This is a genomic window from Paenibacillus sp. GSMTC-2017 (genome assembly GCF_016019935.1).
Lineage (GTDB): Bacteria > Bacillota > Bacilli > Paenibacillales > Paenibacillaceae > Pristimantibacillus.
Genome location: NZ_JAECMT010000003.1, coordinates 325,779 through 347,174, shown reverse-complemented (window position 1 = coordinate 347,174; position 21,396 = coordinate 325,779). Strand labels below are relative to the sequence as shown.

Below are 21,396 nucleotides of genomic sequence, written 5' to 3'. Positions count from 1 at the left end.
GATGATGTTAAACGAAATTGTGTGTATGGTACTTTATTTCCACTAGCTTTTCGTTTCACTAGTTATAATAACATCAGCTTTTCCTAATGTATCTAGTTGCGATCCATTAAAACGATAATGTAGCTGTTCTTGATTTTGAGAGTGAAATTTCACATCTAGTCTCGAAAATATAGTGGCCCTGTAGTCTTCCAATTTATTTTCATGTATTTTCATAGAGAAAGTACCACTACTCGGAAAATCATCGTTATTCATCCCGTTCTCCCAACCAATGCCGGAGAAAACAGCTGCGACTGGAATCGTATCATCTTTGTTTAAATAGTGTAGTATTGAAGACTTACTTAATATAGCATCCTTGGTATTAAATGCAATAGAATATCCTAAACTCGAAGCATTAGAGGGAAGTTTATCCATATTGAAATTATGCTCAAATGAACCAAAAACAACTAGCTGATCTTCACCATTTTCCCCTTTCGTCTCAGCAACGAAAGCGTAGTTATGAACAATATACCCAAATGATTCATCTTGCATCTCATTAATTCCTGCTGCGACATACGTGTTATCGGCATCAGACCATTTATAATGTTTACTGCTAATTGAAGCACTTATTAATTTGGCATCTGCTAATAGAGTCTCCCAGTCAGCTATTAGCTTTGCATCAGCATTTGGGAACAATTGAGTGGGTAATTCGCCATTAAGCTGATAATAGTTAGCTGTTACCTGGAACCCTTCATTTACTTCCACCTGTTCATCATTTGTACCTTTGCAACTAGTTAGAAGACACAACATAACCATTAATTTCAATATAATAGTTAGCTTATTCATGTACTTGTACCGAATTGAACGTGTATCCTTTGAATTTCCCGTTATCTAATGAAAGCTTTAACAAGTTTCCATCTTCAGGTATTCCTTCGAAATATGCACCAATACAACCTGTCGTACATCTATGTCCGGATAACAAAATAGTAACATTACTTGAGTCATACTTATCCTCAAGCTCTTTCATAAATGCAAACACTCGCTGCATGAAAGTTGGTATTTCTTCAACGCCCTTATATACGCTAGAATCTGGAACAACCCCTGCTAACTTCACTTCTTCTCTTTTTAATCCATCTGCTTCACCTAAATCAAAGACGTCTAGTCTATGCTCCACAATTGCTTTTATACCCGTTGCTAATTCTGCTGTTTGAATAGCTCTTTCTTGTGGAGAAGAAAATACATAATTAAATGTGATCGATTTAAACTCTTCTTTCAAAAGTTCGGCTTGCTCTATACCACTTTCATTTAGAGGTAAGCCTTGTCTTCCTTGAAGCCTTCCTTCTTTGTTCAAGTCTGTTTGCCCGTGTCTGACCACATAAATCATGATATAGCCTCCCCTATTGATAAATAAACCTATGATCTTTTTACTCTTGCTTAACGTACGTATTCATGTCTAAGAATTTACATCACCGAAAGTGATTCATAAGTGTTCCCATTAAAGTAAGAGTCTCTAAGAGTTCCTTCAAATTGAAATCCTACTGATTCATAAACATGACGAGCACGCGTGTTAAACACTCTTTTCCGTATCCTTGGCCTTTAATCTTAATCGTTATTCGCATCACGCAAACGGCTTTGTTCGGATTTAACAGACCTGTTAATAGGACATATCCAACTCTATTGTTTTGGTTGTCCTCTATTATTAAATGCATCATATCTTCGTATTGCAAAGCATCTAAATGCTGGTTAATGGACCACTGTCCGACAAAAGGACTGTTTCCATCATCTGATTCGGTTTCAATAACAAATGCTAAATCATTTGCTTCCGTTTTTCGCAAAATTAGCTCATCAGATCGAATTATCGTAATCTGTCCCTTCCTTGTAGATTAACGAACTAGCGTAAATATCCACCCTTACCCCACAATACCATATTATGGGTTATCTGAGCATATCGAAAATCCCACCATACGTTCTTATTATGGTTGAGCACATATAAAAAAGAGCAAATGAAGATCCGCTTCACCTACTCTCTATCAAATCAATAAACAATTGTATGTTAATCCACTAACGAATCGTATTGTGTTTATTTTGAAGAAAATATCGTGTAATTTGATGTATCGAACTCCAGTGTCGTTATTGAGTATTATTTGACCGAAATAAAGCTACTTTGCTGGTAATAAGCATTCTGGAGTTCGTTAAACGTTTTGAACGGTACATTTTAGTCAAATAAGAGTTGCTGGGTTCGTTAGCCATACGTTCGGAAACGTGAGCCACCATTATAATTTCGAAGATGCTTGACTTAATAGTGGAGATAGCAGATTACTATCTACCGACTGCCCTTTACGTAACTTAATCGTCTTTCTTTCGGCCGGTCCTTCGAACAATCCTTCTGGAAAAGACAACTCATTCGCATTAAAGATTGTAAAACTAACCGCATCTTTCGAAGTAGAAATTACAGCAGCATACTTACCACCTTTTAAGAAATGAGGTTTTTTATATTGGATACGCTCTTGAACATCAGTCACTGCCTCATGAACAATCTCGCGTAGCTGTGTGCATATTTCTCTTTGCCAAGGCTCTTTTACCGCTTCAATAAAATCCACTACTTCTTGATTCATTTTTCTCGCTCCTCTTATAAATCGTTTATTTTATTAACATGCCGATTTGATCTCTTAGTTCAACCTCCAGTGCAATGGTTAGCGGAACTTCTCGTTCATTTTCAACCTCGCAAAGCTGTCGTAGCTCAATCCCATACTCACCGTATTCTTTCGAAATCGGCATACGCAATGCCCAATCGATTGCTTCTTCCACTGACCGCACTTCAATTACCGTAAACGCCGTAAACATATCTTGTACTTCTGCAAAAGGACCTACTGTAAGCTTTGGCTTCTCGGCATGTTCTGAATACACAATTCGTACTCCACTTGAACTCGGCAGTAGTGCTTCATTCGCAAGAAGAATACCTGCATTCGATAGGGAATCGTTGTATGCAGCGAGTGCTTCAATAAATTCCAAACTTGGCTTAACACCAGCTTCAGAATATCCATTAGACTTAACAATTAACATATATCGCATTTCTGTTTTCCTCCCGATTACGTATGAAGGTGGGGCTACTTGTATTCCCGCCTCTACTTAATCAACGAACGAGAGGTTTCATTATCGACAACTTTACACAAAAATAATATTATTCCGTTTATTCGCACTCAGCTGCGCGCTTCAGCAAAAGCACCCGCTCCCTCTCGTTGCGAGTAAGTGACGCTGCATGTTCAAACTCTTTACGTGCTTCGTCCATACGGTCCAATTTTGCCAAGAGATCTCCTCGAACGCTTGGTAGCAGATGATAATCCTTTAACGCTGGAACAGTATTCAGTTCATCTACAATTTGAAGTCCATATGCTGAACCAAATGCCATTGCAATAGCTACTGCCCGGTTCAGCTCTACAATTGGAGATGGCATTATGCGAGACAGAGCTTCATATAGAGCAGCAATGCGAGTCCAGTTCGTTTCAGATGCAATCCGAGCTTCCGCATGGCATGCAGTAATTGCAGCTTGAAGCGAATATGGACCAAGCGGACGTCCGATACTTTGCGCACGCTCTAGTGCAGATAATCCACGGCGGATCAACAGCTGATCCCATAATACACGATTTTGATCCATGAGTAGAATCGGTTCTCCTGTTGCATTCACCCTCGTTTTGAACCTGGACGATTGAATTTCCATCAGTGCGACTAAGCCGTGAACCTCAGGTTCGTTACGTGCAATCTCAGCTAAAATACGTCCGAGTCTTAACGCTTCTTGACATAACAACGGTCGAATCAAGTTACCCCCAGAAGTCGCCGTATATCCCTCATTAAACATGAGGTAGATAACTTCGAGCACTGCGGGAAGACGTTCCTTCAATTGCTCACCGACAGGAACTTCAAAGTCAGAACGTGATGCGCTTAATGTACGTTTCGCCCGAACGATTCGTTGTGCAATGGTCGTTTCAGCAACTAGAAAAGCATGTGCAATCTCATCAGTCGTCAAGCCGCAAAGTAGTCGCAACGTTAACGCTACTCTTGCCTCCTGGGACAACGCTGGATGACATGTCGTGAAGATTAATCGAAGGATATCATCTCCGACCTCGCCATCCATAGCCATATCAATATCATCCTCTGAGTATAGTTCGCCGCTGCGACCTAACTCTTCATATTTCTGATCACGCTTTTTATTTCTACGAAGATAGTCGATAGCACGACGCTTCGCTGTAGTCATTAACCAGGCTCCAGGATTATCCGGAATGCCTGTATCTGGCCATTTTTCGAGTGCAATTACTAGCGCATCCTGTGCAAGGTCTTCAGCAAGTGCTACATCTCGTACGATTCTAGTCAATCCTGCAATTACTTTAGCAGATTCAATCCGCCAAATGGCATCTATTGTACGCTCTACAGCGGAACTATTCACGATTGTATATGTCCCCTCCCTATAGTAATGACGAATAACAAACGAATAACTCGACCAACTATTGAAAAATAGATCAAATAATTTTTTTGCAAGTTACGGATGGGATTGTCCTATATTTAATAGTAATAATATCGTAAAATTATTTAAAATGAATAGATCGATTGGATGTGGATGTAAATGAGTCAGGAACAAATAAAAGTGGTTATTGGTGCAGGACTCCAGAACAACAACCCTGGATGGCTTCACACACAAGAAGAAGAACTGAATCTAGTAGAACGGTCACATTGGGAATCGAAATTTACCCCTAATTCGATAGATGCAATACTAGCGGAACATGTTTGGGAGCATTTAGACTATGAAGAAGGCACTGAAGCAGCAATTTTATGTATGGAATTTTTAAAACCAGGAGGATATATCCGCTGTGCTGTACCCGATGCTTTTTTCCCGAATGCAGAATATCAAAACATGGTTAAAATCGACGGGCCAGGACCAATCGATCATCCAGCCGCAAGCCATAAAATTGTTCACAACTACGCTAGCATTGTCTCCATGTTTGAACGAGCAGGATTTGAAGTTAAATTACTGGAATATTGCGATGAAGATGGTCAGTTTCATAGTAATGATTGGGATGAAACACAAGGTTTCATTTATCGTTCCAAAAAATTCGATCACCGTAACCAAGATGGTGAGCTCGGTTTCGTGTCCCTTATTGTTGATGCGATAAAGCCGCCATCCTCTTTAATAGAATGACGGCTCTACGCTGTTTTTTGAAAACGTTAATCTAATTATACTACTCTATTAAGTTAAGCATTCACATCCGTAATTGCTGGTATATTTATTTCTTTTACACAAGACACATTCGATAAACTTACAACACACTTCACTAGAGCAACAATATCTTGAACAGGTATCCGCGTACCATTGTATTCAACTATAGCTCGTTCAGCTCCATCTTCATAAGGGATTTCGGCTGCCAGCTCTCCAGGGTTTATACAAGTGACAGCAATCCCGTCCTTACGCACATACTCCCGCAATGCGCTAGCAATACCTCGCATCCCAAACTTTGAAGCGACGAACGAAACTTGTGTATTATTTGTATTATCTAGCCCTGCCGATGATCCTGTCAAAATGATTTTACCCGCATCTGATTTCCGAAGGTTCGGCAATAATGATTGGATACAAATAATTGTCGAAGTCATATTTACATGGATAATGTTTGCGATTTCTGCAGGTGTATCCTTTTCAAAATCGTAATGATCCTCGAAACCTTCCTTTTCCCAGATGCCCACATTGTATAGGAGTACATCAAGTTTTTCGCCTTGCAAAGCCTCGGAAATGATGGAAGATGCATGCTGCTGGGACAAATCTGCTTGAATCCATACTCTATGAACGCCATCATTCAAATCTACGCTATCTGGTCTAGTTCGAGAAACAACCCAAACTCTATCCCCTGCTTGTGGCAATCCTTTTACAAATGCATCTCCTAAACCTTTACTAGCTCCAAATACAATATATGATTTCATTTCCGTCTCTCCTTATGAGGTCTATTTTAAATACGCTTCGAGACGACTTTTAACGTCTGCCCAATCTTCATCAATAATGCTGTATATGACATAATCAAGACCATTATATTTCTTTCTCAAAATGCCTTCTCTTGTTGCCCCCAACCTCTCAATAGCTTTTTGAGAACGATTATGCGTCGTTGTCGTAATGATCTCAACACGTACTGCTTCCCAACCTTCAAACGCATATTTCAGTAATAAATATTTGCACTCTGTGTTTACTGATGATCGCCAAACCTCTGGAGAGTACCACGTCCAGCCAATGTTTACGTTTTTATGCGAAGGTGATATTCGTAAGTAACGAGTCATTCCGACTATTTTTTGAAGTTGCTTATCAAAGACAACATAAGGAAATTGTTCCCCACATTCCCTCTCTGCGATTGCTGCCTCAACATAGCTCTGGAAACTGCGAACATTGAAATAGTGCATTGGCATGTCCTACTTCAAGAGGGATTAATGATATTCGGTTACCCTCTAGTGGAGTAAAGTTCATTCCTCTCACCTCTCTACTTCCTATCGGCTTTAAAAACAGAAAAATACAGAGTATTGGAAATTTCACTTTCCATTCTCTGTATTTTAACTCATATCTTTATTTCATTAAATAGAAATGGTTCTTCATTTAAGAAGTTTTTTAGAATAGCTTGGGCGTATGGCTGCTCTTCCCTTAGCCCTTCCCATTCTCTTGGGTCAGAGGCGTGGTGACTATAATTTTCGATCATAACCATTACCATAAAAGTTTCTAACTCTTGTATACAGTTCTGAGTTAGTTTTCTGATGCTCTCGTATCCTTCTAGCACTAATCTCCTCTGTGGGGGATAAAGCCCCAGGATCGTATGTGCGATATCGTAAACAAAATAACCAAATCCACATCTGCCAAAATCTATTGGACGCGGCTCGCCATTATGAAAGATGATATTCCCTTGGTGCAAATCGCCATGTACTAAACCGTAGCTTTCGTCATCTATTCGGAACTTCTTTATGTTAGAGATTATTTTATCCGCTGCGGACTGATACAATGCAAAATCTACATCGGTTAAAAACGTATCGTAATATTTCGTAAAACGATGCATTGATCTATGAAAACTTTCTTCCCCCCATATAGGGCGAGTGAATTGAGAAGGTATATGAAATTGCTGTGATGTCCCATGTAAATTTGCTAAGAGAACGCCTTCTTTGTAAGCTTGCTCATCTGTTAGAGGCCAATCAAAATGTTCCCCTTCCACCCATCGCATAAGTGATACGCAATTGAATGTTCCATCCACATGATCGATTTGCACCGTTCGTGCGCCGTTACGATCTAACACTCCTTTTGGAAGTGTGTCGCCTAACTTTGCATTCAGATCATCTAGCCATAAGATCTCGGAATTAACTTCCTCACTAGTCGCCCCTAAATGTACTCTAAGCAAAAAATCTCCGTCATTACTCGTCTTTATCTTGAAAGTGCATGTATCTGATAATTGATTGAATTGGATTTGATCCCAATCCAAGTCGTAGTTTTGAAGAGCTCTAAGCGCCGTATTTTTCGACTTCGTTATTGTTTTCCTTATCTCATCTTGAGAATCTGTGTCTAACCTCTCCGTCATTTCAACACCTCACTATATAAGAATGTTTCCATAATTCATGCTATACCAATTAATATCTAATAGGAATGTAATTAATGATTATAACTAAATAACCCAAAAAGAGCTGTAACAGAAGACAAGTTTATGTCCCGTTACAGCTCTCAAATGACAATTCGATTAATAACTATTAGTCCATTCCTTTTAGATTGCTGATGAGATATAAACGGAATAAACGGCACTTTGTGCAATATTCATATCTAGGAATAATGAAATTGCATCATTTCTTGTGACAGGGTCACCAGCTATATTACTGGTCCATGTTACTGTCGCACTAGGTGTGACTACATAAGCAGCTCCGTTGGAAATGCGCACAGGCTGAGCTCCTACATCTGTAGGTCTAATTGAGAAAACGATAGTTCCAGTAAGGACAGCCGTTGTTGTTAACGTAATTGTAGATATGACGTTGGCTGGTAATGGTATTGCTGCATTATTAATAACATCAAAACATACTAGAAAATTATACGTTCCAGCTGGTAAGTTGTTTACATTTATTCCTCCTGAAAAAGCTACAATACTTCCATCCGCAGCATCCACATATGGTACAGCATTCGAAAGCGCTCCAGGTGATCCTGATAGTCGTTGGAATCCAACGTTATTCCCACCAAAATTAATAACTTTTGTAAAATTCGTCGGCGCCGCTCCAGTTGCTCCTGTTGCACCCGTCGCTCCCGTTGCTCCTGTTGCTCCTGTTGCTCCCGTTGCTCCTGTTGCTCCTGTTGCTCCTGTTGCTCCTGTTGCTCCTGTTGCTCCCGTGGCACCCGTTGCTCCCGTTGCTCCCGTTGCTCCTGTTGATCCCGTTGCTCCCGTTGCTCCCGTTGCTCCCGTTGCTCCCGTTGCTCCTGTTGCTCCCGTTGCTCCCGTAGCACCTTCCGCAGGGCCAGTTGGTCCTGTCGCCCCAGTAGGACCAGTTGGACCAACCGCAATTGGTGTATTCAAAATACTGTTAAGCTTACTGTCTAATAAAAACTCTTTTTTCGTGACGGCATTAATTGTGTCCCTAACGCTTTCATTAATAGTCAAAATGTCACTAATTGTTGCTGGAGGGGATGATACTCCCGGCAGAGTACCAAGTACAAATTGGAGTTTTTCTCCTTCAGCATTCAAGATGTGACTAAGCCCTAGTTCTTCTAATGCAATGGAGGAAAGTAATAGATTAATTGCATCGTCTCTAGTTAATGTAATTAGCGGAGTAATATTAGGAATATTTGCTTGTGACATTATCATTCTCCTTCTCATATTTCACGGATCTAATATCGTAACTAGATATCATATGCATAAAATTAAAGAGTGCAATCAATACACGTATCATTCAAAGAAAATAGACAACTATACATAATGATATTTTATGAGCAAGATAGTTACCCTGGATGTGATTTTATCAAAAAAAGAGCAGCGGAGGTCATATCCCTCCCTGCTCTGTATCCTATTTCATCATACTAATCTAGAACACTTCCCTACTTTTTAACTGCTGAAAACATAAGAAAAATCGGTCTGCGCAGCTCATCTTGCATGCCAGGTACTTTCTCAAGCATTTCTTTCGAAGGGCCCGGCTCAGATACCTTAGTAATCGTAAAACCTGCATCAATTAGTGCATTCATATGTGTTGCGACGTTTCGATGATATTTAATGACATCATTGCCTAGAAATCTAGTTTCCCGTAATCCTTCATGGTGATAGTCATCGACAGGCCAATGCAATCTTTCTCCATCAGTGCCGTATATCCAATCCTGAGATGCTAATGAAGTGAATACTGGATGCTCAACCGAAAGTACGAAAGTACCTCCAGGTGCAAGATAGGTATAAACTTTCTGGCAAAGGAGATCGAATCGTTCAACATAATGGAGCGCTAGTGAACTTATTACTACGTCAAACTGTTCAGCTTGAAATTCAATATCTTCGATAGCAAGACGGATGTATGTGATCTCTGGATCGTCCGTCATCTCCTTAGCTTTTTCTAGCATGTTCTCAGACAAGTCAACACCTATTACTGAGCTAGCATCTTGTTCGCGTGCATAACGGCAGTGCCAGCCAAAGCCACAGCCTAGATCAAGCACTCTTTTACCCTGTAGATCAGGAAGCATTGCACGAAGTTCTTGCCATTCTCCTGCTGCATTCAGCCCTCCAATTGATCTAGGCATTCCACTATATTGTGCAAAAAAATCGGAATCATCATATTTATTTTGCTTCACGCAAGACACATCCTTAAACTTTATTTACACTAAGCGTACACTATTGTAAGTATCCCTTTCAAACTCACCCTGTAGACATAAAAAATCCCCTTCGATCAACAGTATCCATAAACTCTTAAAAGAGTCAATCGGCACGGTCAAACTTAAGGGGATCATAACATTAGTGAAAATGTGATGCGGAAGACTTTCTATCTGGATGAGAATTCAGTAACCCTTCAATTGCCTTACGTCTCAGAAAAACAATAGTGAAGCTGAACAATACACAAAGGATTAAGCCGCTCAAAAATGCTTTACCCATAGACTCAGCGACATCTGACTTGCCCTGCTCTGTAATAGATTCTCGTATCGCCGTCACTTTTTCTTCTACTACTTTTAGCTCAGACTCTATCTTCAGTCCAATTTCCTCTTGTAGCTTCGCTGTTATTTCGGTACCAGCAGGAAGGGCAGCGATTGCCTCCTTCTTTTTCTGTTCAATAAGCTCCTCCTTTTGTTCCGACGATAGTTGGAACTCCGGGGCAGGTTTGTTGAAATCGAAGAAGTGTTCCCGCCGCTCCTCCAATCGGGCAATCGCTTGCTCTTGAACGACTGGAGGCAGATCAGCTTGCTTGAACTTTGCAATGCCTTCATCCACAATAACCGAAGACTGACTGTTCAAGCCGGTGAGCGTAATTGAAATGAATAAAGCAACTCCAATTGCACCGCCCAAGTTACGCATCATCGCAAATATTCCCGAAGCTAATGATATTTGATCCGGACGTACAACGGAAGTACTAACTGTAACACTGGTCACCATAATAATCCCGATTCCAGCACCTGCAACTGCAATATACCAGACCAACCGAACGACCGACATATCGGCATGTACGGTGGATAATAGTCCAAATCCGGCAATGATGATCATATAACCGATAATTAATGGCCAAACATACCCTACCTTATCGATTAGTCTTCCAACTAACGGTGCAACGATCAGCATGACAGCCGATAGGGGCGTAATGGCGAAAGCTGCATCCAGTGTATCAAATCCTTTTACCTCTGCAAGGAAAATGGGGAGTAATATCATCGTACCCATCAAAACGATACCGCTAAGCAGATTGGATGCAATTCCCGCAACATAAGCCCGATTTTGCAGGATCGTAAAATCGAGCAACGGGTCTTTCACTTTTCGTTCTATGAAAATAAAAGCTAATCCACTTATTAAACTAAGGGCAAAGCTGGCAATAATTTTACCAGACAGCCAACCAAACTCTTGTCCCTGAAGAATAGAATACGTTAAGAAAAATAATGTAGAGCTTAAAGAAATTGTACCCCATAGATCGATGCGAAACGGCTTCCGCTCTTCTTTTGTTCCACGGAATACTAGCCATGTAAGGGGCAATCCAATAAGAATAACTGGAACGTTAATATAGAAAACCCAGCGCCAATTAATTAATTCGGTAATTAGTCCGCCTAAGCTTGGCCCGATGGCAACTGCAAGTGCTCCAACCGCTCCCCATATTCCCATTGCAAGTCCTGCACGTTCGGGTGGTACTGCCGAGCGAACTAATACCATACTCGTTGGGATAACCATCGCTCCACTTATTCCTTGAAGGACACGGAAAATAATAAGACTCTCTTCGTTCGGCGCAGCTCCACACAAGAAGGAACTGATCATAAATAGGAACAAGCCGATTAGAAAAAACCTTGCTTTCCCGAATATATCCGCCAGTTTACCCATCGTTACTAACAACACTGCCAGTGTAATAACAAATGAGTTTATAATCCAAGATGCAGCTCCAAGTCCTATACTGTACTCCTCTATCATGTTGGGCAAGGCAATATTCACGATTGTGCTGTCTATAAAAACGATAAACAGTCCGAGGCTTACTGCAAATACTTGCTTCAGCCCACCATATACCGGCTTTGTTTGTTCCAAATCGGACAACTCCCTTCATCCCATGATCGTATGTTCCATATTCTCTTCTACAGCTTCGTCGGAACGTCGAGCAACGTTCGGCCGATCAGTTCTTTTAGCACCTCTGGTGTTGGTCCCATGATCGTTCCAGCCTTACTGTCTCGAATAAGACGCTCCAGCGGTGAGTGCGACGAGTAAGCAAAACCTCCGCACACATTCAAACTGTATTCCGCCATTCTAATTACAGTCTCACATGCCATAACTTTGATCTCTAGCGTCGACACTAAGTCAATGCTTCCTTCTTCCATCAGGCGACAGACGGTTTGCAGCGACTTCTCAGCTTGATCATACAACACCTTCATCTTGCCAATCGTCTGCTGAACACTTTGGAAGGAGGACAATCCTGCATCCAAATGGGAATAATGACGTTTCTTAACGTAAGCAACTGATTCATCAAAAATAGCCTTTGCAATGCCAAGATTTAGAGATGATATCCCGATTTGCCCCATAGGAAGCAAAGAACGCTGAACAATTTTAAAACCTTCCCCTTCCGTTCCTATTAACTTGTCACGATGGACAAGGCAATCCTTCACCGTCATAGGAGCGCTGCAGTTTCCACGAAGGCCCATTCCTTCCCATACGCCGCCTAAACTAAATCCTTCCGTTTCCCGTGTGAGAATAAAGAAGTCGCTTTGCATTGAATTCGTTGCGAAAGTTGAACGTGTGGAGACGACGTAAATATCTGCTTCGCCTGCACTAGTAACCATCGTTTTTTTCGTATTTAGAACAAAATGATCTTCACCTTCGGACTTTGCTTGGCTAACTGGAAGAAAGAAATAACAGCCTGATTCCGCTTCACTAAAGGCGATCGTTGCCAAACATTGACCATCAACGATTCCTTTAAGCCACGTTTGAACATACGGCTGATGAGCACCATATAACATGACTGACGTTGCCGACATATGCTGGACGAATACAAGTGCAGTCGAAGCACATGCACTAGCAAGACGCATCACTATCTCTTTATATAAGGAAGGTGTTGCACCGAGCCCTCCTAATTCACGAGGAATTATAAGCCCCAGTAAACCCGCTTCCGCTAGTGCCGTCATATTTTCTCTTGGAAATTGTCCTGTTTGGTCAATTTTTTTTGCATTTGGCCTCAGATAATCGCATATGAGTTCCTCTACACTTTCTAATATTGCTTCACGGTTCAGTTCAGTGCTAGTCAGCATAACTTGGCCTCCCTAAGTTTCGATGTAGCGGTATAACGAACATCCTCACAGAGCACATCAATTTCATAACTTACTTCTACAGGTTTCTCTAACTTCCGAACGATCGTATTCCCGAATACTTGCAATATCCCAAGCGCATCTCGGCTCGGTTTACCAATACGAACTAGTGAATCATCAAATCTATTCCAGCGTTGTTTAGGCTCCAGCATAATGGGCTCTTCGCACAGATGTTGGCATTGCCCTTTGACTCCTTTATAATAACGCAGTGTATGGCAAGCTCTTGAGGTAGAGGCAAGAGGCGACTCTACAAATCCATTCACCTCAATACCTTGCGCTCGAATTCGCCTGATGGAATCCTCAAGGGCAGGCGATAGATCAACATCTATCGCTGACACCCTATATTCTCTAAGTATGTCGATCATAGCGTCGTTATCGAGGTTAAGCTCTCCCCACTTCGCGCGTACATCAATATCTTCTTCCTGCAAAATGTCGTCATGCCAAGGACAATTGTAGAAGCTATAAACCAAATTACGCCCTAGCGTTATCTTGCGATGGGTTCCATGCAACATCCGGTGGACGCCGTGCAACGTTCCAAGGTCGTGTATGACTAATCCGATAGGAAAATGAAGCCATGACTCAATCCGTTCCATCCATTCAGCGTAATGTGTATCGTACAAAACAGGAATTTCAACATTGATTTCAATCCCCCACTGCAATGCCCTCTCGATTACGGCTTCCGTAAGTCCAACCATTTTATGTACACAGCTTGGATGACCAACACAGATAGAGTCATAACCTGCAAGATCATCTTCCTGTAGCAGAACAAATTGAGAGGGATACAGCCGAAGTTCCCTTTTTCTACTCATCATGAAAGCTCACCCCTCTCCCGTTCTAAACTATACATAACTGTTCGTAACCGGCGTCGCGAGATATGTACATCTTTGTTTATCGCAAAACCGCGGCACCCACTTCATCGTCCACATTAACATTTCTCTTTCCATCACTTCGATCTTTTTGCTTACGGGTTTCCCTTCGGACTCCATATCAAGCCATTGTCTAAAGAGATCTATGACGACAGCAAGTGTTGAAGGATTTGGTGCCTCCCTGCCAATGAGCTTAATGGAACTTATGCCTGCTTGCTCTAATTCTCTAAGACTACATAAACTACAGTCAGTCGCCGCGTCCAGAAATGAGGATTGGTCTAGGGTCCCGCCGTTTGGCAGCGTAAGCCGGTATACGGAACGGGTTCCGTCTCCCATTTCCAAATTGTTAGGGGACTCCCACAAACGGCATAAACCTGGCACACTGCCACTTCCGAAGTTTCCTGTCATTTGCAGCTGAAGTCCTTCTTCCTTCCAGCCAGCTAATTCTTCAATGGATATAGAGTGCGGCACGTTTGCACGCTCGAAACCCCAATCTTTGAGCATCCGTAGCGCACCTCTGTTGAGCAAAGAAAAGCTAGAGCCTGCAATAAGAGGAACGGTAATTCCCGCTTTGCGAATAATTCGGGCACATTGCAGTGAGGATACAGTGACAAAGTCGACCCCAATCTCCACAGCGGTAGCAACATGTCTCTTATATTCATCCTCATAATCCCGTGGGAGCAAAATGGGATTGGCCATAAAAGCAACCTTTATACCATCCCGCTTCGCAAATTTGACCATACTTTCAAGCGTCTCTTCGTCCTCTACATGGGCAGGATAATCCGCTACCGTTTGAAACCGTCCGTCGAACGAAAGCTTCCGCAAACTTTTTGGTTTCAAACCGATGTATACCTCGTTTGCACCTGCCTCTATCATTTCTTTCAGCATAAAAGGCGATCTAGCTGGAGCCACAATATTCATCTTGAATCGCCCTCCTATCTCATTTCAACCGGAAGAAGCTTACGCAAATTAGTAACTAATTGATGAATAGACTCGCTCAAAAAGCAAATATCGTCCTCCGTCGTATTCGGACCAAAACTAATCCGCACCGATGATTTGATTTCACTTTCCGTTAGTCCTATCGCTGTCAGAACATGAGATAACTTTGTCTCCTTATTGGCGCTGCAAGCTGAGCCAACTGAAATGGCAATTCCATGAAGCATGCTTAGCTGTGCAGCAAGTGCTTCGCCGCGCACATCGTTAAAGCAAACATTTACTGTATTAGGTAGCGTACGCAGATGATCGGAAGAACCGTTAAGCGAGCACTTAGGTATTTTCAGCAACTCCCTAACAAGCAGTTGCTTCATTCTTAAGCTTCTTTCATGCAACACTAATGCCCGTTCTGTCAATGTTTCGCAAGCTTTACCCATACCCATTACAGCCAGCAAATTTTCCGTTCCGCTGCGCCATCCAGCTTCCTGACCGCCTCCGTGTATAAGCGGCTCCAATACAATACCTTTTCGCACAAACAAACCGCCAATGCCCTTAGGTCCATTAAATTTGTGCGCTGAAAAGGAAAGCGCGTCAACCCCTAATTGCTGGAGCCCGATCGGCACTTTACCCACTGCCTGCACAGCATCGGTATGAAAAAAGAGCTCGTGCCCTCTAGCTGCGTCAACCATTTCTCGAATCGGCTGCAAAGTGCCTAGTTCGTTGTTCGCTAACATTACTGTGACCAGTTGAGTATCTGGACGCAGTGCCCTCTTAAAGTCGTCTACCGCTACAAAACCTTCTCTGTTCACAGGGAGATACGTCGCTTGGAAGCCATGACTTTTTACCATATACTGAACAACTTGCAAGACAGAAGGATGTTCCATGCAAGTTGTCACAATGTGTCCGGGGCAGCCCAGAAATTGACTCAGCCATCCCTTTATCGCAAAATTATTTGACTCCGAACCACCAGAAGTAATAATAATTTCCTCTGGCAAAGATCCTAGAGCCAGCGATATTTGCTCCCTAGCACGGATCAATGCTTGTTTCGCTTGATCACCGTACGTATGCGTACTCGATGGATTGCCGAACAGCCCTATCTGCTCAAACATCCAGTTCGCTGTTTCATAGTCTAATGGAGTCGTTGCATTATAGTCGAAATATCGTTCAGCCATAACGTCCTCCTAAGCAGTGATTCTGTCGAAATGACCGAATAACTGTGCCAAAATATCAAGGCAATGACGCTGTGAAGGTTCCAGTTCACCTAACATTTCTTCACGAGCTGGATTTACCGTTTCGCGAATTTGATCGATCGTTTTGTTCTTAATGTATTCAGAGAAAACGCTAGCTGTCGCAATGGATGTGGCACATCCGTAAGCTTTAAACTTCACGTCAACGATTGTCTTGTCATTCTTTTTCAAATGCAGATGAATGGTATCTCCGCATACTGGATTCCCTATGCTGATTTCCTCATCCCTATCTTCAAGCTCCCCTATGTTTCGAGGTGAAGTGAAATGATCTACAATGATAGAATTATACATAGATACGCTCCTCGCTTTTTCGTTTCCATGACTATACGTTGCACGTCAAATCAGCTTCCATCTCATCCATATGCTTCTCTAAATTAATGGCACAACAACCAACTTCTGCGCCAGCAATACGGGATATGTAGACAACTTTTTGTCCTACCCGACCGCAAGCACATTCGTTTTCTTTCTCCAAATAAACCAAGTCCTCGGTCAAAATAAAACCTGGATATGCAAGCGATATTGGGTCCATTATGGCAAGTACACCCCGGCGCCCTTGAGGAACTTCTTGTGAAAGATCCTTTACGTCACGGACGGAGAAGTATACCCAAGGCGGTACATGCTTGGAGTGCTCTTCACATTCAATTGCCAAAATATTTGATTCTACAAGACCGTACATATCCCTAACCTGGTTCTCTTCTATACCTAAATATTCTGCAATCTCTTGGTTGTACTGCTCTCTCGGAATTTCCATTCCACAGAACCGCTTCCAACCTCCGAGGTTAATAATTTTTGTTCCTTTATCCAGCTTAAGACGAATGTTATTTTCTTTTAGATAGTTGATAAGTTTATATACGAGGAAAGGAGGTCCCACAATATGGCGAGTATGAATGCCATCCCAATTTTGCAATACTTCAATCGCTTCTTTCGGTTTGAACGAGGCTCTTTTTACTAGACACTTTGTAGCGTCAAACAACCCTCCAAACATATTAAGCACCTTAACCATTCCCATCTCAGGCATTTCCTCCGGGGAAGGGAACAAAAACAATCCTGCTCCTTTTGAAAACTGAAACAGATCTCGATACATCGCATATAATCCGAAAACAGCTCGGCTGACAGACTGGGAGTCTCTGCGGGATAAAGAAGGAATACCGCTCGTTCCCGTACTTCTCATTTCAAACTCAACTTCACTGAGTGACTTCGACATAAGCAAGTGGGAATCTGCTTGTTTAAAATTAGCTACTGGGATAAGTGGTATACTGTTAATGTCGGTGAAACCTTGAACCTGCTCTGGTGTCACGCCCCTTTCATCGCAAATTTTGCGATAGAACGTGTTTTTTTCATAATGGTATTTGAAGTTATTTGCCATCAAATATCCTATCATTTCCTCAGCGTCTTTCCGTTCCCATCGAAACATTTCACGTGTTGAGGCAGCAATCATGCTCACCGGATCCAAATTCAAGTCTTTCATGTTCTGAAATAATTGTTTCATCGTCGACATTGTTTGACCTCCCAAATAATTGCATTAATAGATTAGCTTCCTAAGGTTATCATACGATTCACAGCTCCTTCTATCCGTATCTCTCGCATATTTAAAGTGGATTTCCACAACTAAATATGTGTAATTGCACATATTGTCAGAATATTCAAAGATATAAACTTACCTATACGGACCTATAATTCCTCTTTGAATGCCTTGTACTACCGCACCTACTCGAGAATCCACGTTAAGTTTGTTCAATATGCTCGTAATATGATTTTCAATCGTCCTTTTACTGACATCGAGCTTCTCAGCGATTTGCACATTCGTCCATTCTTTTGCAATAAATTGCAACACTTTTGCTTCAACGACAGTTAAACTCTCTTTTCTTCCTGCACGTTGAAATGTCTCAGGAATAAGCACATTGCCAAGCATGCTCTGCCGAATAGCATTTACAATTCCACTGTATGGAGACTCTTTGCAAATGAAAGCATGAACACCCAGCTCAAATGCTGTTTTCATATATTCCTCAAAATAATAACCCGTTAGCATAATTACTTTTATTTCACTGCCATACTTCGTTCTAATTGTACGAGTTAGATCGAATCCGCTTATCGATTTCATACACACATCTGTAATAATTAGATCAGGCCATATCCCCTTTTGTAATTGTTCGAGTACAGCAGCCCCGCTATGAAAAACACCTATCACTTGAATATCTTCTTCCTGCTCCAAACAGGACTGCAGGCCATTCATGACCATAGGATGATCGTCTACCAAAAAAACTTTTGTGCCGCCCATACTATTGTGATCCCTCCACTATAGGAATACTTAACGTCACCTTTGTTCCTTCCCCAACGTCCGAGATCATTTTCATTTTTCCACCTAAATTGTGAATGCGCTTCTGAACCATAATCAGTCCAAAATGTTTACCCGAAACGTTACCCGATTGATCTCTTGATGGATCAAAACCCATTCCGTTATCCTTTATCTCGCAAATCAACATGTTTGACTTAGACACAAGGCTAATAAATAGATGGCTTGCCTTTGCATGCTTGAGCGTATTCGCAACCAATTCTTTCATGATTCTAAATAGGCTCACTTTGACCGTATAGTGAAGCCGTTCTTCTTGAACGTCGATATACTCCCAATCAATAGAAATGTTATGTCTGTTTTTCGTCTCTCGAATGAGCCATTGCAGAGAAGATCTCAAACCTAAATCTTCTATCATCGAAGGGTATAACTCGGCACAAATTTCTCGAACATCATATATGGCATCTTTCATTGACTCCAGCAAGGAGGAAGAGGAATTGGAATCCATCCTGCTCGGATCATTCATACTAAGCCTTTCAAAATCACGCATTATAAAAATAAGATTTTGCAAATGATGATCGTGCAAATGTGCCGCTAGTCGTTGCTTTTCTGCTTCTTGAGCATGAATCAACATTTGGCTTACAATGACTGGATCAGTATATTCCCTGCTTGTTGGCTGCAAGCGATTTTGAGAAAGGTTACTTTGAGCATAATCCTGCATCAATTGTTGAACATGACCTTGAATATTGAACTCACGTCGCTTGACAAGTGCATACAGAAAAATGGCTGGTAAACAGAGGTTAGCAAATATACTTACTTCGAGTACCACAATTACATCCCCCGTCACAACCTCTGGCAAGATAGAAAAGATGAGAGGAATAAGTAAAACTGCGCTGGTACCTACTAACAATAAAGTCGACATCAACCGATTTTCGGCAAGTGAGATTCTAACCATATTCCTTATCGCAATGCCAATCCCAACAATATAAGAGATTCCAATGCTAATGGATAATCCGTATCTAAACAAAACAATCATTATTTCACTAGACAACCCTGTAATAAGATATAACGTGAGAGCTAAAGTGAACAAAATTCCACTAAATAAGTTAATTAGTTTAACGATGTAAATAAATGGTGTTTGCGTTTTTACTGGGAAACGAATGAATAAAACGATTAATAGATAGGGAATCCAAGCTGCTGAGATAATATTGGCTACCTTTGCAAACAACAAGCCGCTACTAGCCGGATATGCAGTAATAGCAACGATAGCAGAAACTTGATTTAGTAAAAAAAAGGACTGAAGGGCTTTGGAGGGAGGCCGTTTATAAAGTGCATAAATCCCTACAGACCATATGATTAGGGCCAGTATCGTATAAGGCATTGTAGAATTAATGCAATCTTTACTTAACTTATCATCAACCGTGATCCCAATAATTTGTCCGTTAGACTTAACGAAGGAAGCAGAAGAAAATCCCTCTACGGTGTTCCATTTTTTTATATTGTAATTCTCATCTGGACTTACTCCGTCCACTTTGAGGACAATGTCGCCCTCTTCGATGTCGTAATATTTGCTTGCTCCGCATTCTTTATCAACCTTTGTTACTTGCCACTTGCCATTATGCAATTCAGCGTATATACCCATAAATGGATGCGAATGAACGTTCATGCAAATATAAACAAGTAAAATCAAAAAAATGGAATTGATACTCACAACTTGAATAGTAAATAACGATTTATTCCAATGTTTTTTCATGGCCTCACCTTACGAAAGGAAGTGGGTATTGCATAATTAAACGAACTTGATTCCCCTCCAATCATGATAATTTGTTAACTCCATTATTCACATCACCCCATAACATATGAACAAGTACTCATATGTTTATTTAATTTCATATTAACCATTTCTAATATTTGTGTCAATTGCAAATAAGTAGAGAAAGGAGTTTGCTGTCCGAATGCCATCATATGAACAGTTCCTACGTTTTATTATTAAGTTCTACCTAAGTCATAATCTTGTTAAGTGAAAGCGTAATACTAACTGTAAATTGAGCAGCATACAGTAATATGGCTAACCAAATCCACTCACTTTTAGGAGGAATCATCCATGCAAAAAAAGCGGTTTAAGTCTATCTTCTCCTTTCTAGCGCTCACCCTAGTCGTTGTCTCTCTACTTGTTCCAGCAGCCTCTGCACAATCTAATCCACCACTATTAGCCACTGCGCAAGGAACTGCATGGGGAATCGGAACATCCTATGAAACTGCTCTCATTGATTTGCAAATTACAAACCTCTATGTAGATCCTGCTAGAAACAACACCATTTCTCCTTGGGTGCTTCAATTTGACTTTGCAGGCGATATTAGATCCGTAACTAATGCTATTATTACGAGCAAGCAAGGGAACCGCTATACATTGCAAGGAACGAATGACACTGATATTGCATATGGAGAAACGTTAAACTTAAAAATCGAAACAACTCTAAATGGCATACTACCAGCAGCATTTACCAATATCACATTACGACCAGAAGTTATCGCTACACCTTGGAGATGGCAAGGTACGTATAAGGTCAATGATATCGTTGAATACAATGGCCTTTACTATAAAGCGATTCAAGCTCATACAGCTCATGCGACCAACTGGACGCCTGCCCTTACACCAGCTCTATGGAAGCAAACGGACATTGAATCGTATTCATACCAAGCGTCAGCCATTGTTGATCTAACTGTTATAGAATCATGGGTGCTCGGAGGGACATATACAGCGGGGCAAATCGTATTTTATGATGGCCAGTTCTACAGATGTGTCCAGTCACATACTGCCCATGCGCCAAACTGGTACCCAAGTCCTCATACAGCAAGCTTATGGAGCAAAACTACTGCTCCGTTCTGACGATTAAAAATAGCCATCTAGTTCCACAGATTTGCATATAGAAGGACAACTGCCTTGTTTGGTAGTTGTCCTTTTTTATGTTTACTTTTAATCATCAAATGTTTGTTCATGCAGGTTACCTTAAAGTGCCTTCTTGTTCCATTTCATGCAATTGATTACTATTAAATTACGTCGACGATGCAACAACCATTTCTAGG

Annotated in this window: 22 protein-coding genes; 2 read left to right on the top strand and 20 right to left on the bottom strand. The window is 41.3% G+C overall.

Features of this window, described 5'->3' with window-relative positions:
* Positions 1-42: 42 nt before the first annotated feature.
* The 6 genes from I6N90_RS13575 to I6N90_RS13550 form a co-directional block, all read right to left on the bottom strand.
* The gene (locus I6N90_RS13575; RefSeq protein ID WP_197936149.1) at positions 43-822 is read right to left on the bottom strand and encodes a hypothetical protein; all 780 of its coding nucleotides are present in this window, start codon (positions 820-822) and stop codon (positions 43-45) included.
* A complete protein-coding gene (locus I6N90_RS13570) occupies positions 815-1,360 on the bottom strand; it encodes a histidine phosphatase family protein (protein WP_197936148.1) in 546 nt (181 codons plus the stop codon). The genes I6N90_RS13575 and I6N90_RS13570 overlap by 8 nt, the downstream gene beginning before the upstream one ends.
* A 151-nt stretch (positions 1,361-1,511) precedes the next feature.
* A complete protein-coding gene (locus tag I6N90_RS13565) occupies positions 1,512-1,811 on the bottom strand; it encodes a hypothetical protein (RefSeq protein WP_232242982.1) in 300 nt (99 codons plus the stop codon).
* A gap of 438 nt (positions 1,812-2,249) precedes the next feature.
* Complete coding sequence (locus I6N90_RS13560) at positions 2,250-2,591, bottom strand: DUF1801 domain-containing protein (protein WP_197936147.1); 342 nt, start codon at positions 2,589-2,591, stop codon at positions 2,250-2,252.
* A 25-nt stretch (positions 2,592-2,616) separates the two neighbouring features.
* Positions 2,617-3,048, bottom strand: a complete 432-nt coding sequence (locus tag I6N90_RS13555; protein ID WP_197936146.1) for a YciI family protein — start codon at positions 3,046-3,048, stop codon at positions 2,617-2,619.
* 118 nt (positions 3,049-3,166) lie between these two features.
* Positions 3,167-4,417 carry an RNA polymerase sigma factor gene (locus I6N90_RS13550; RefSeq protein WP_197936145.1) on the bottom strand — a complete coding sequence of 417 codons (1,251 nt, stop codon included), beginning with the start codon at positions 4,415-4,417 and terminating at the stop codon, positions 3,167-3,169.
* Between the two features lie 177 nt (positions 4,418-4,594).
* Here I6N90_RS13550 and I6N90_RS13545 point away from each other — a divergent pair, with 177 nt between their 5' ends.
* Positions 4,595-5,167: a class I SAM-dependent methyltransferase gene (locus tag I6N90_RS13545; protein ID WP_197936144.1), complete on the top strand. Its 573-nt coding sequence runs from the start codon at positions 4,595-4,597 to the stop codon at positions 5,165-5,167.
* A 53-nt stretch (positions 5,168-5,220) separates the two neighbouring features.
* On the opposite strand, the gene I6N90_RS13540 is transcribed toward I6N90_RS13545, so the two are convergent.
* The 14 genes from I6N90_RS13540 to I6N90_RS13475 form a co-directional block, all read right to left on the bottom strand.
* Positions 5,221-5,940: an SDR family NAD(P)-dependent oxidoreductase gene (locus I6N90_RS13540; RefSeq protein ID WP_197936143.1), complete on the bottom strand. Its 720-nt coding sequence runs from the start codon at positions 5,938-5,940 to the stop codon at positions 5,221-5,223.
* A 21-nt stretch (positions 5,941-5,961) separates the two neighbouring features.
* Positions 5,962-6,408: a GNAT family N-acetyltransferase gene (locus tag I6N90_RS13535; RefSeq protein WP_232242981.1), complete on the bottom strand. Its 447-nt coding sequence runs from the start codon at positions 6,406-6,408 to the stop codon at positions 5,962-5,964.
* A 152-nt stretch (positions 6,409-6,560) separates the two neighbouring features.
* Complete coding sequence (locus I6N90_RS13530; RefSeq protein WP_197936142.1) at positions 6,561-7,562, bottom strand: phosphotransferase enzyme family protein; 1,002 nt, start codon at positions 7,560-7,562, stop codon at positions 6,561-6,563.
* A 180-nt stretch (positions 7,563-7,742) separates the two neighbouring features.
* The gene (locus I6N90_RS24785) at positions 7,743-8,819 is read right to left on the bottom strand and encodes a collagen-like protein (RefSeq protein WP_232242980.1); all 1,077 of its coding nucleotides are present in this window, start codon (positions 8,817-8,819) and stop codon (positions 7,743-7,745) included.
* 236 nt (positions 8,820-9,055) lie between these two features.
* Entirely contained in the window at positions 9,056-9,790 is a 735-nt protein-coding gene (locus I6N90_RS13520; RefSeq protein WP_197936141.1) for a class I SAM-dependent methyltransferase, read from the bottom strand.
* A gap of 160 nt (positions 9,791-9,950) precedes the next feature.
* Positions 9,951-11,705: a DHA2 family efflux MFS transporter permease subunit gene (locus tag I6N90_RS13515; RefSeq protein ID WP_197936140.1), complete on the bottom strand. Its 1,755-nt coding sequence runs from the start codon at positions 11,703-11,705 to the stop codon at positions 9,951-9,953.
* 47 nt (positions 11,706-11,752) lie between these two features.
* On the bottom strand, positions 11,753-12,916 hold the full coding sequence (locus tag I6N90_RS13510) for an acyl-CoA dehydrogenase family protein (RefSeq protein ID WP_197936139.1): 1,164 nt from the start codon (positions 12,914-12,916) through the stop codon (positions 11,753-11,755).
* Positions 12,910-13,785, bottom strand: coding sequence for a hypothetical protein (locus tag I6N90_RS13505; protein ID WP_197936138.1), 876 nt, complete (start codon positions 13,783-13,785; stop codon positions 12,910-12,912). The genes I6N90_RS13510 and I6N90_RS13505 overlap by 7 nt, the downstream gene beginning before the upstream one ends.
* Before the next feature lie 27 nt (positions 13,786-13,812).
* A complete protein-coding gene (locus tag I6N90_RS13500) occupies positions 13,813-14,760 on the bottom strand; it encodes a peptidase U32 family protein (protein WP_197936137.1) in 948 nt (315 codons plus the stop codon).
* Between the two features lie 14 nt (positions 14,761-14,774).
* A complete protein-coding gene (locus tag I6N90_RS13495; RefSeq protein WP_197936136.1) occupies positions 14,775-15,944 on the bottom strand; it encodes a cysteine desulfurase family protein in 1,170 nt (389 codons plus the stop codon).
* Between the two features lie 9 nt (positions 15,945-15,953).
* Positions 15,954-16,310, bottom strand: a complete 357-nt coding sequence (locus I6N90_RS13490; RefSeq protein ID WP_197936135.1) for an iron-sulfur cluster assembly scaffold protein — start codon at positions 16,308-16,310, stop codon at positions 15,954-15,956.
* 31 nt (positions 16,311-16,341) lie between these two features.
* Positions 16,342-17,517, bottom strand: coding sequence for a LuxE/PaaK family acyltransferase (locus I6N90_RS13485; protein ID WP_197936134.1), 1,176 nt, complete (start codon positions 17,515-17,517; stop codon positions 16,342-16,344).
* Between the two features lie 159 nt (positions 17,518-17,676).
* Positions 17,677-18,297 carry a response regulator transcription factor gene (locus I6N90_RS13480; RefSeq protein WP_197936133.1) on the bottom strand — a complete coding sequence of 207 codons (621 nt, stop codon included), beginning with the start codon at positions 18,295-18,297 and terminating at the stop codon, positions 17,677-17,679.
* A 1-nt stretch (position 18,298) separates the two neighbouring features.
* Complete coding sequence (locus I6N90_RS13475) at positions 18,299-20,062, bottom strand: sensor histidine kinase (protein WP_197936132.1); 1,764 nt, start codon at positions 20,060-20,062, stop codon at positions 18,299-18,301.
* Between the two features lie 351 nt (positions 20,063-20,413).
* Here I6N90_RS13475 and I6N90_RS13470 point away from each other — a divergent pair, with 351 nt between their 5' ends.
* Complete coding sequence (locus tag I6N90_RS13470; protein ID WP_197936131.1) at positions 20,414-21,199, top strand: carbohydrate-binding protein; 786 nt, start codon at positions 20,414-20,416, stop codon at positions 21,197-21,199.
* Positions 21,200-21,396: the final 197 nt, after the last annotated feature.

Bases quoted from the DNA above. Each gene is read 5' to 3' on its own strand.
- I6N90_RS13575 (WP_197936149.1), bottom strand. From the start codon at position 822: ATGAATAAGCTAACTATTATATTGAAATTAATGGTTATGTTGTGTCTT.
- I6N90_RS13570 (WP_197936148.1), bottom strand. From the start codon at position 1,360: ATGATTTATGTGGTCAGACACGGGCAAACAGACTTGAACAAAGAAGGA.
- I6N90_RS13560 (WP_197936147.1), bottom strand. From the start codon at position 2,591: ATGAATCAAGAAGTAGTGGATTTTATTGAAGCGGTAAAAGAGCCTTGG.
- I6N90_RS13555 (WP_197936146.1), bottom strand. From the start codon at position 3,048: ATGCGATATATGTTAATTGTTAAGTCTAATGGATATTCTGAAGCTGGT.
- I6N90_RS13545 (WP_197936144.1), top strand. From the start codon at position 4,595: ATGAGTCAGGAACAAATAAAAGTGGTTATTGGTGCAGGACTCCAGAAC.
- I6N90_RS13540 (WP_197936143.1), bottom strand. From the start codon at position 5,940: ATGAAATCATATATTGTATTTGGAGCTAGTAAAGGTTTAGGAGATGCA.
- I6N90_RS13535 (WP_232242981.1), bottom strand. From the start codon at position 6,408: ATGCACTATTTCAATGTTCGCAGTTTCCAGAGCTATGTTGAGGCAGCA.
- I6N90_RS13530 (WP_197936142.1), bottom strand. From the start codon at position 7,562: ATGACGGAGAGGTTAGACACAGATTCTCAAGATGAGATAAGGAAAACA.
- I6N90_RS24785 (WP_232242980.1), bottom strand. From the start codon at position 8,819: ATGTCACAAGCAAATATTCCTAATATTACTCCGCTAATTACATTAACT.
- I6N90_RS13510 (WP_197936139.1), bottom strand. From the start codon at position 12,916: ATGCTGACTAGCACTGAACTGAACCGTGAAGCAATATTAGAAAGTGTA.
- I6N90_RS13505 (WP_197936138.1), bottom strand. From the start codon at position 13,785: ATGATGAGTAGAAAAAGGGAACTTCGGCTGTATCCCTCTCAATTTGTT.
- I6N90_RS13500 (WP_197936137.1), bottom strand. From the start codon at position 14,760: ATGAATATTGTGGCTCCAGCTAGATCGCCTTTTATGCTGAAAGAAATG.
- I6N90_RS13495 (WP_197936136.1), bottom strand. From the start codon at position 15,944: ATGGCTGAACGATATTTCGACTATAATGCAACGACTCCATTAGACTAT.
- I6N90_RS13490 (WP_197936135.1), bottom strand. From the start codon at position 16,310: ATGTATAATTCTATCATTGTAGATCATTTCACTTCACCTCGAAACATA.
- I6N90_RS13485 (WP_197936134.1), bottom strand. From the start codon at position 17,517: ATGTCGACGATGAAACAATTATTTCAGAACATGAAAGACTTGAATTTG.
- I6N90_RS13480 (WP_197936133.1), bottom strand. From the start codon at position 18,297: ATGGGCGGCACAAAAGTTTTTTTGGTAGACGATCATCCTATGGTCATG.
- I6N90_RS13475 (WP_197936132.1), bottom strand. From the start codon at position 20,062: ATGAAAAAACATTGGAATAAATCGTTATTTACTATTCAAGTTGTGAGT.
- I6N90_RS13470 (WP_197936131.1), top strand. From the start codon at position 20,414: ATGCAAAAAAAGCGGTTTAAGTCTATCTTCTCCTTTCTAGCGCTCACC.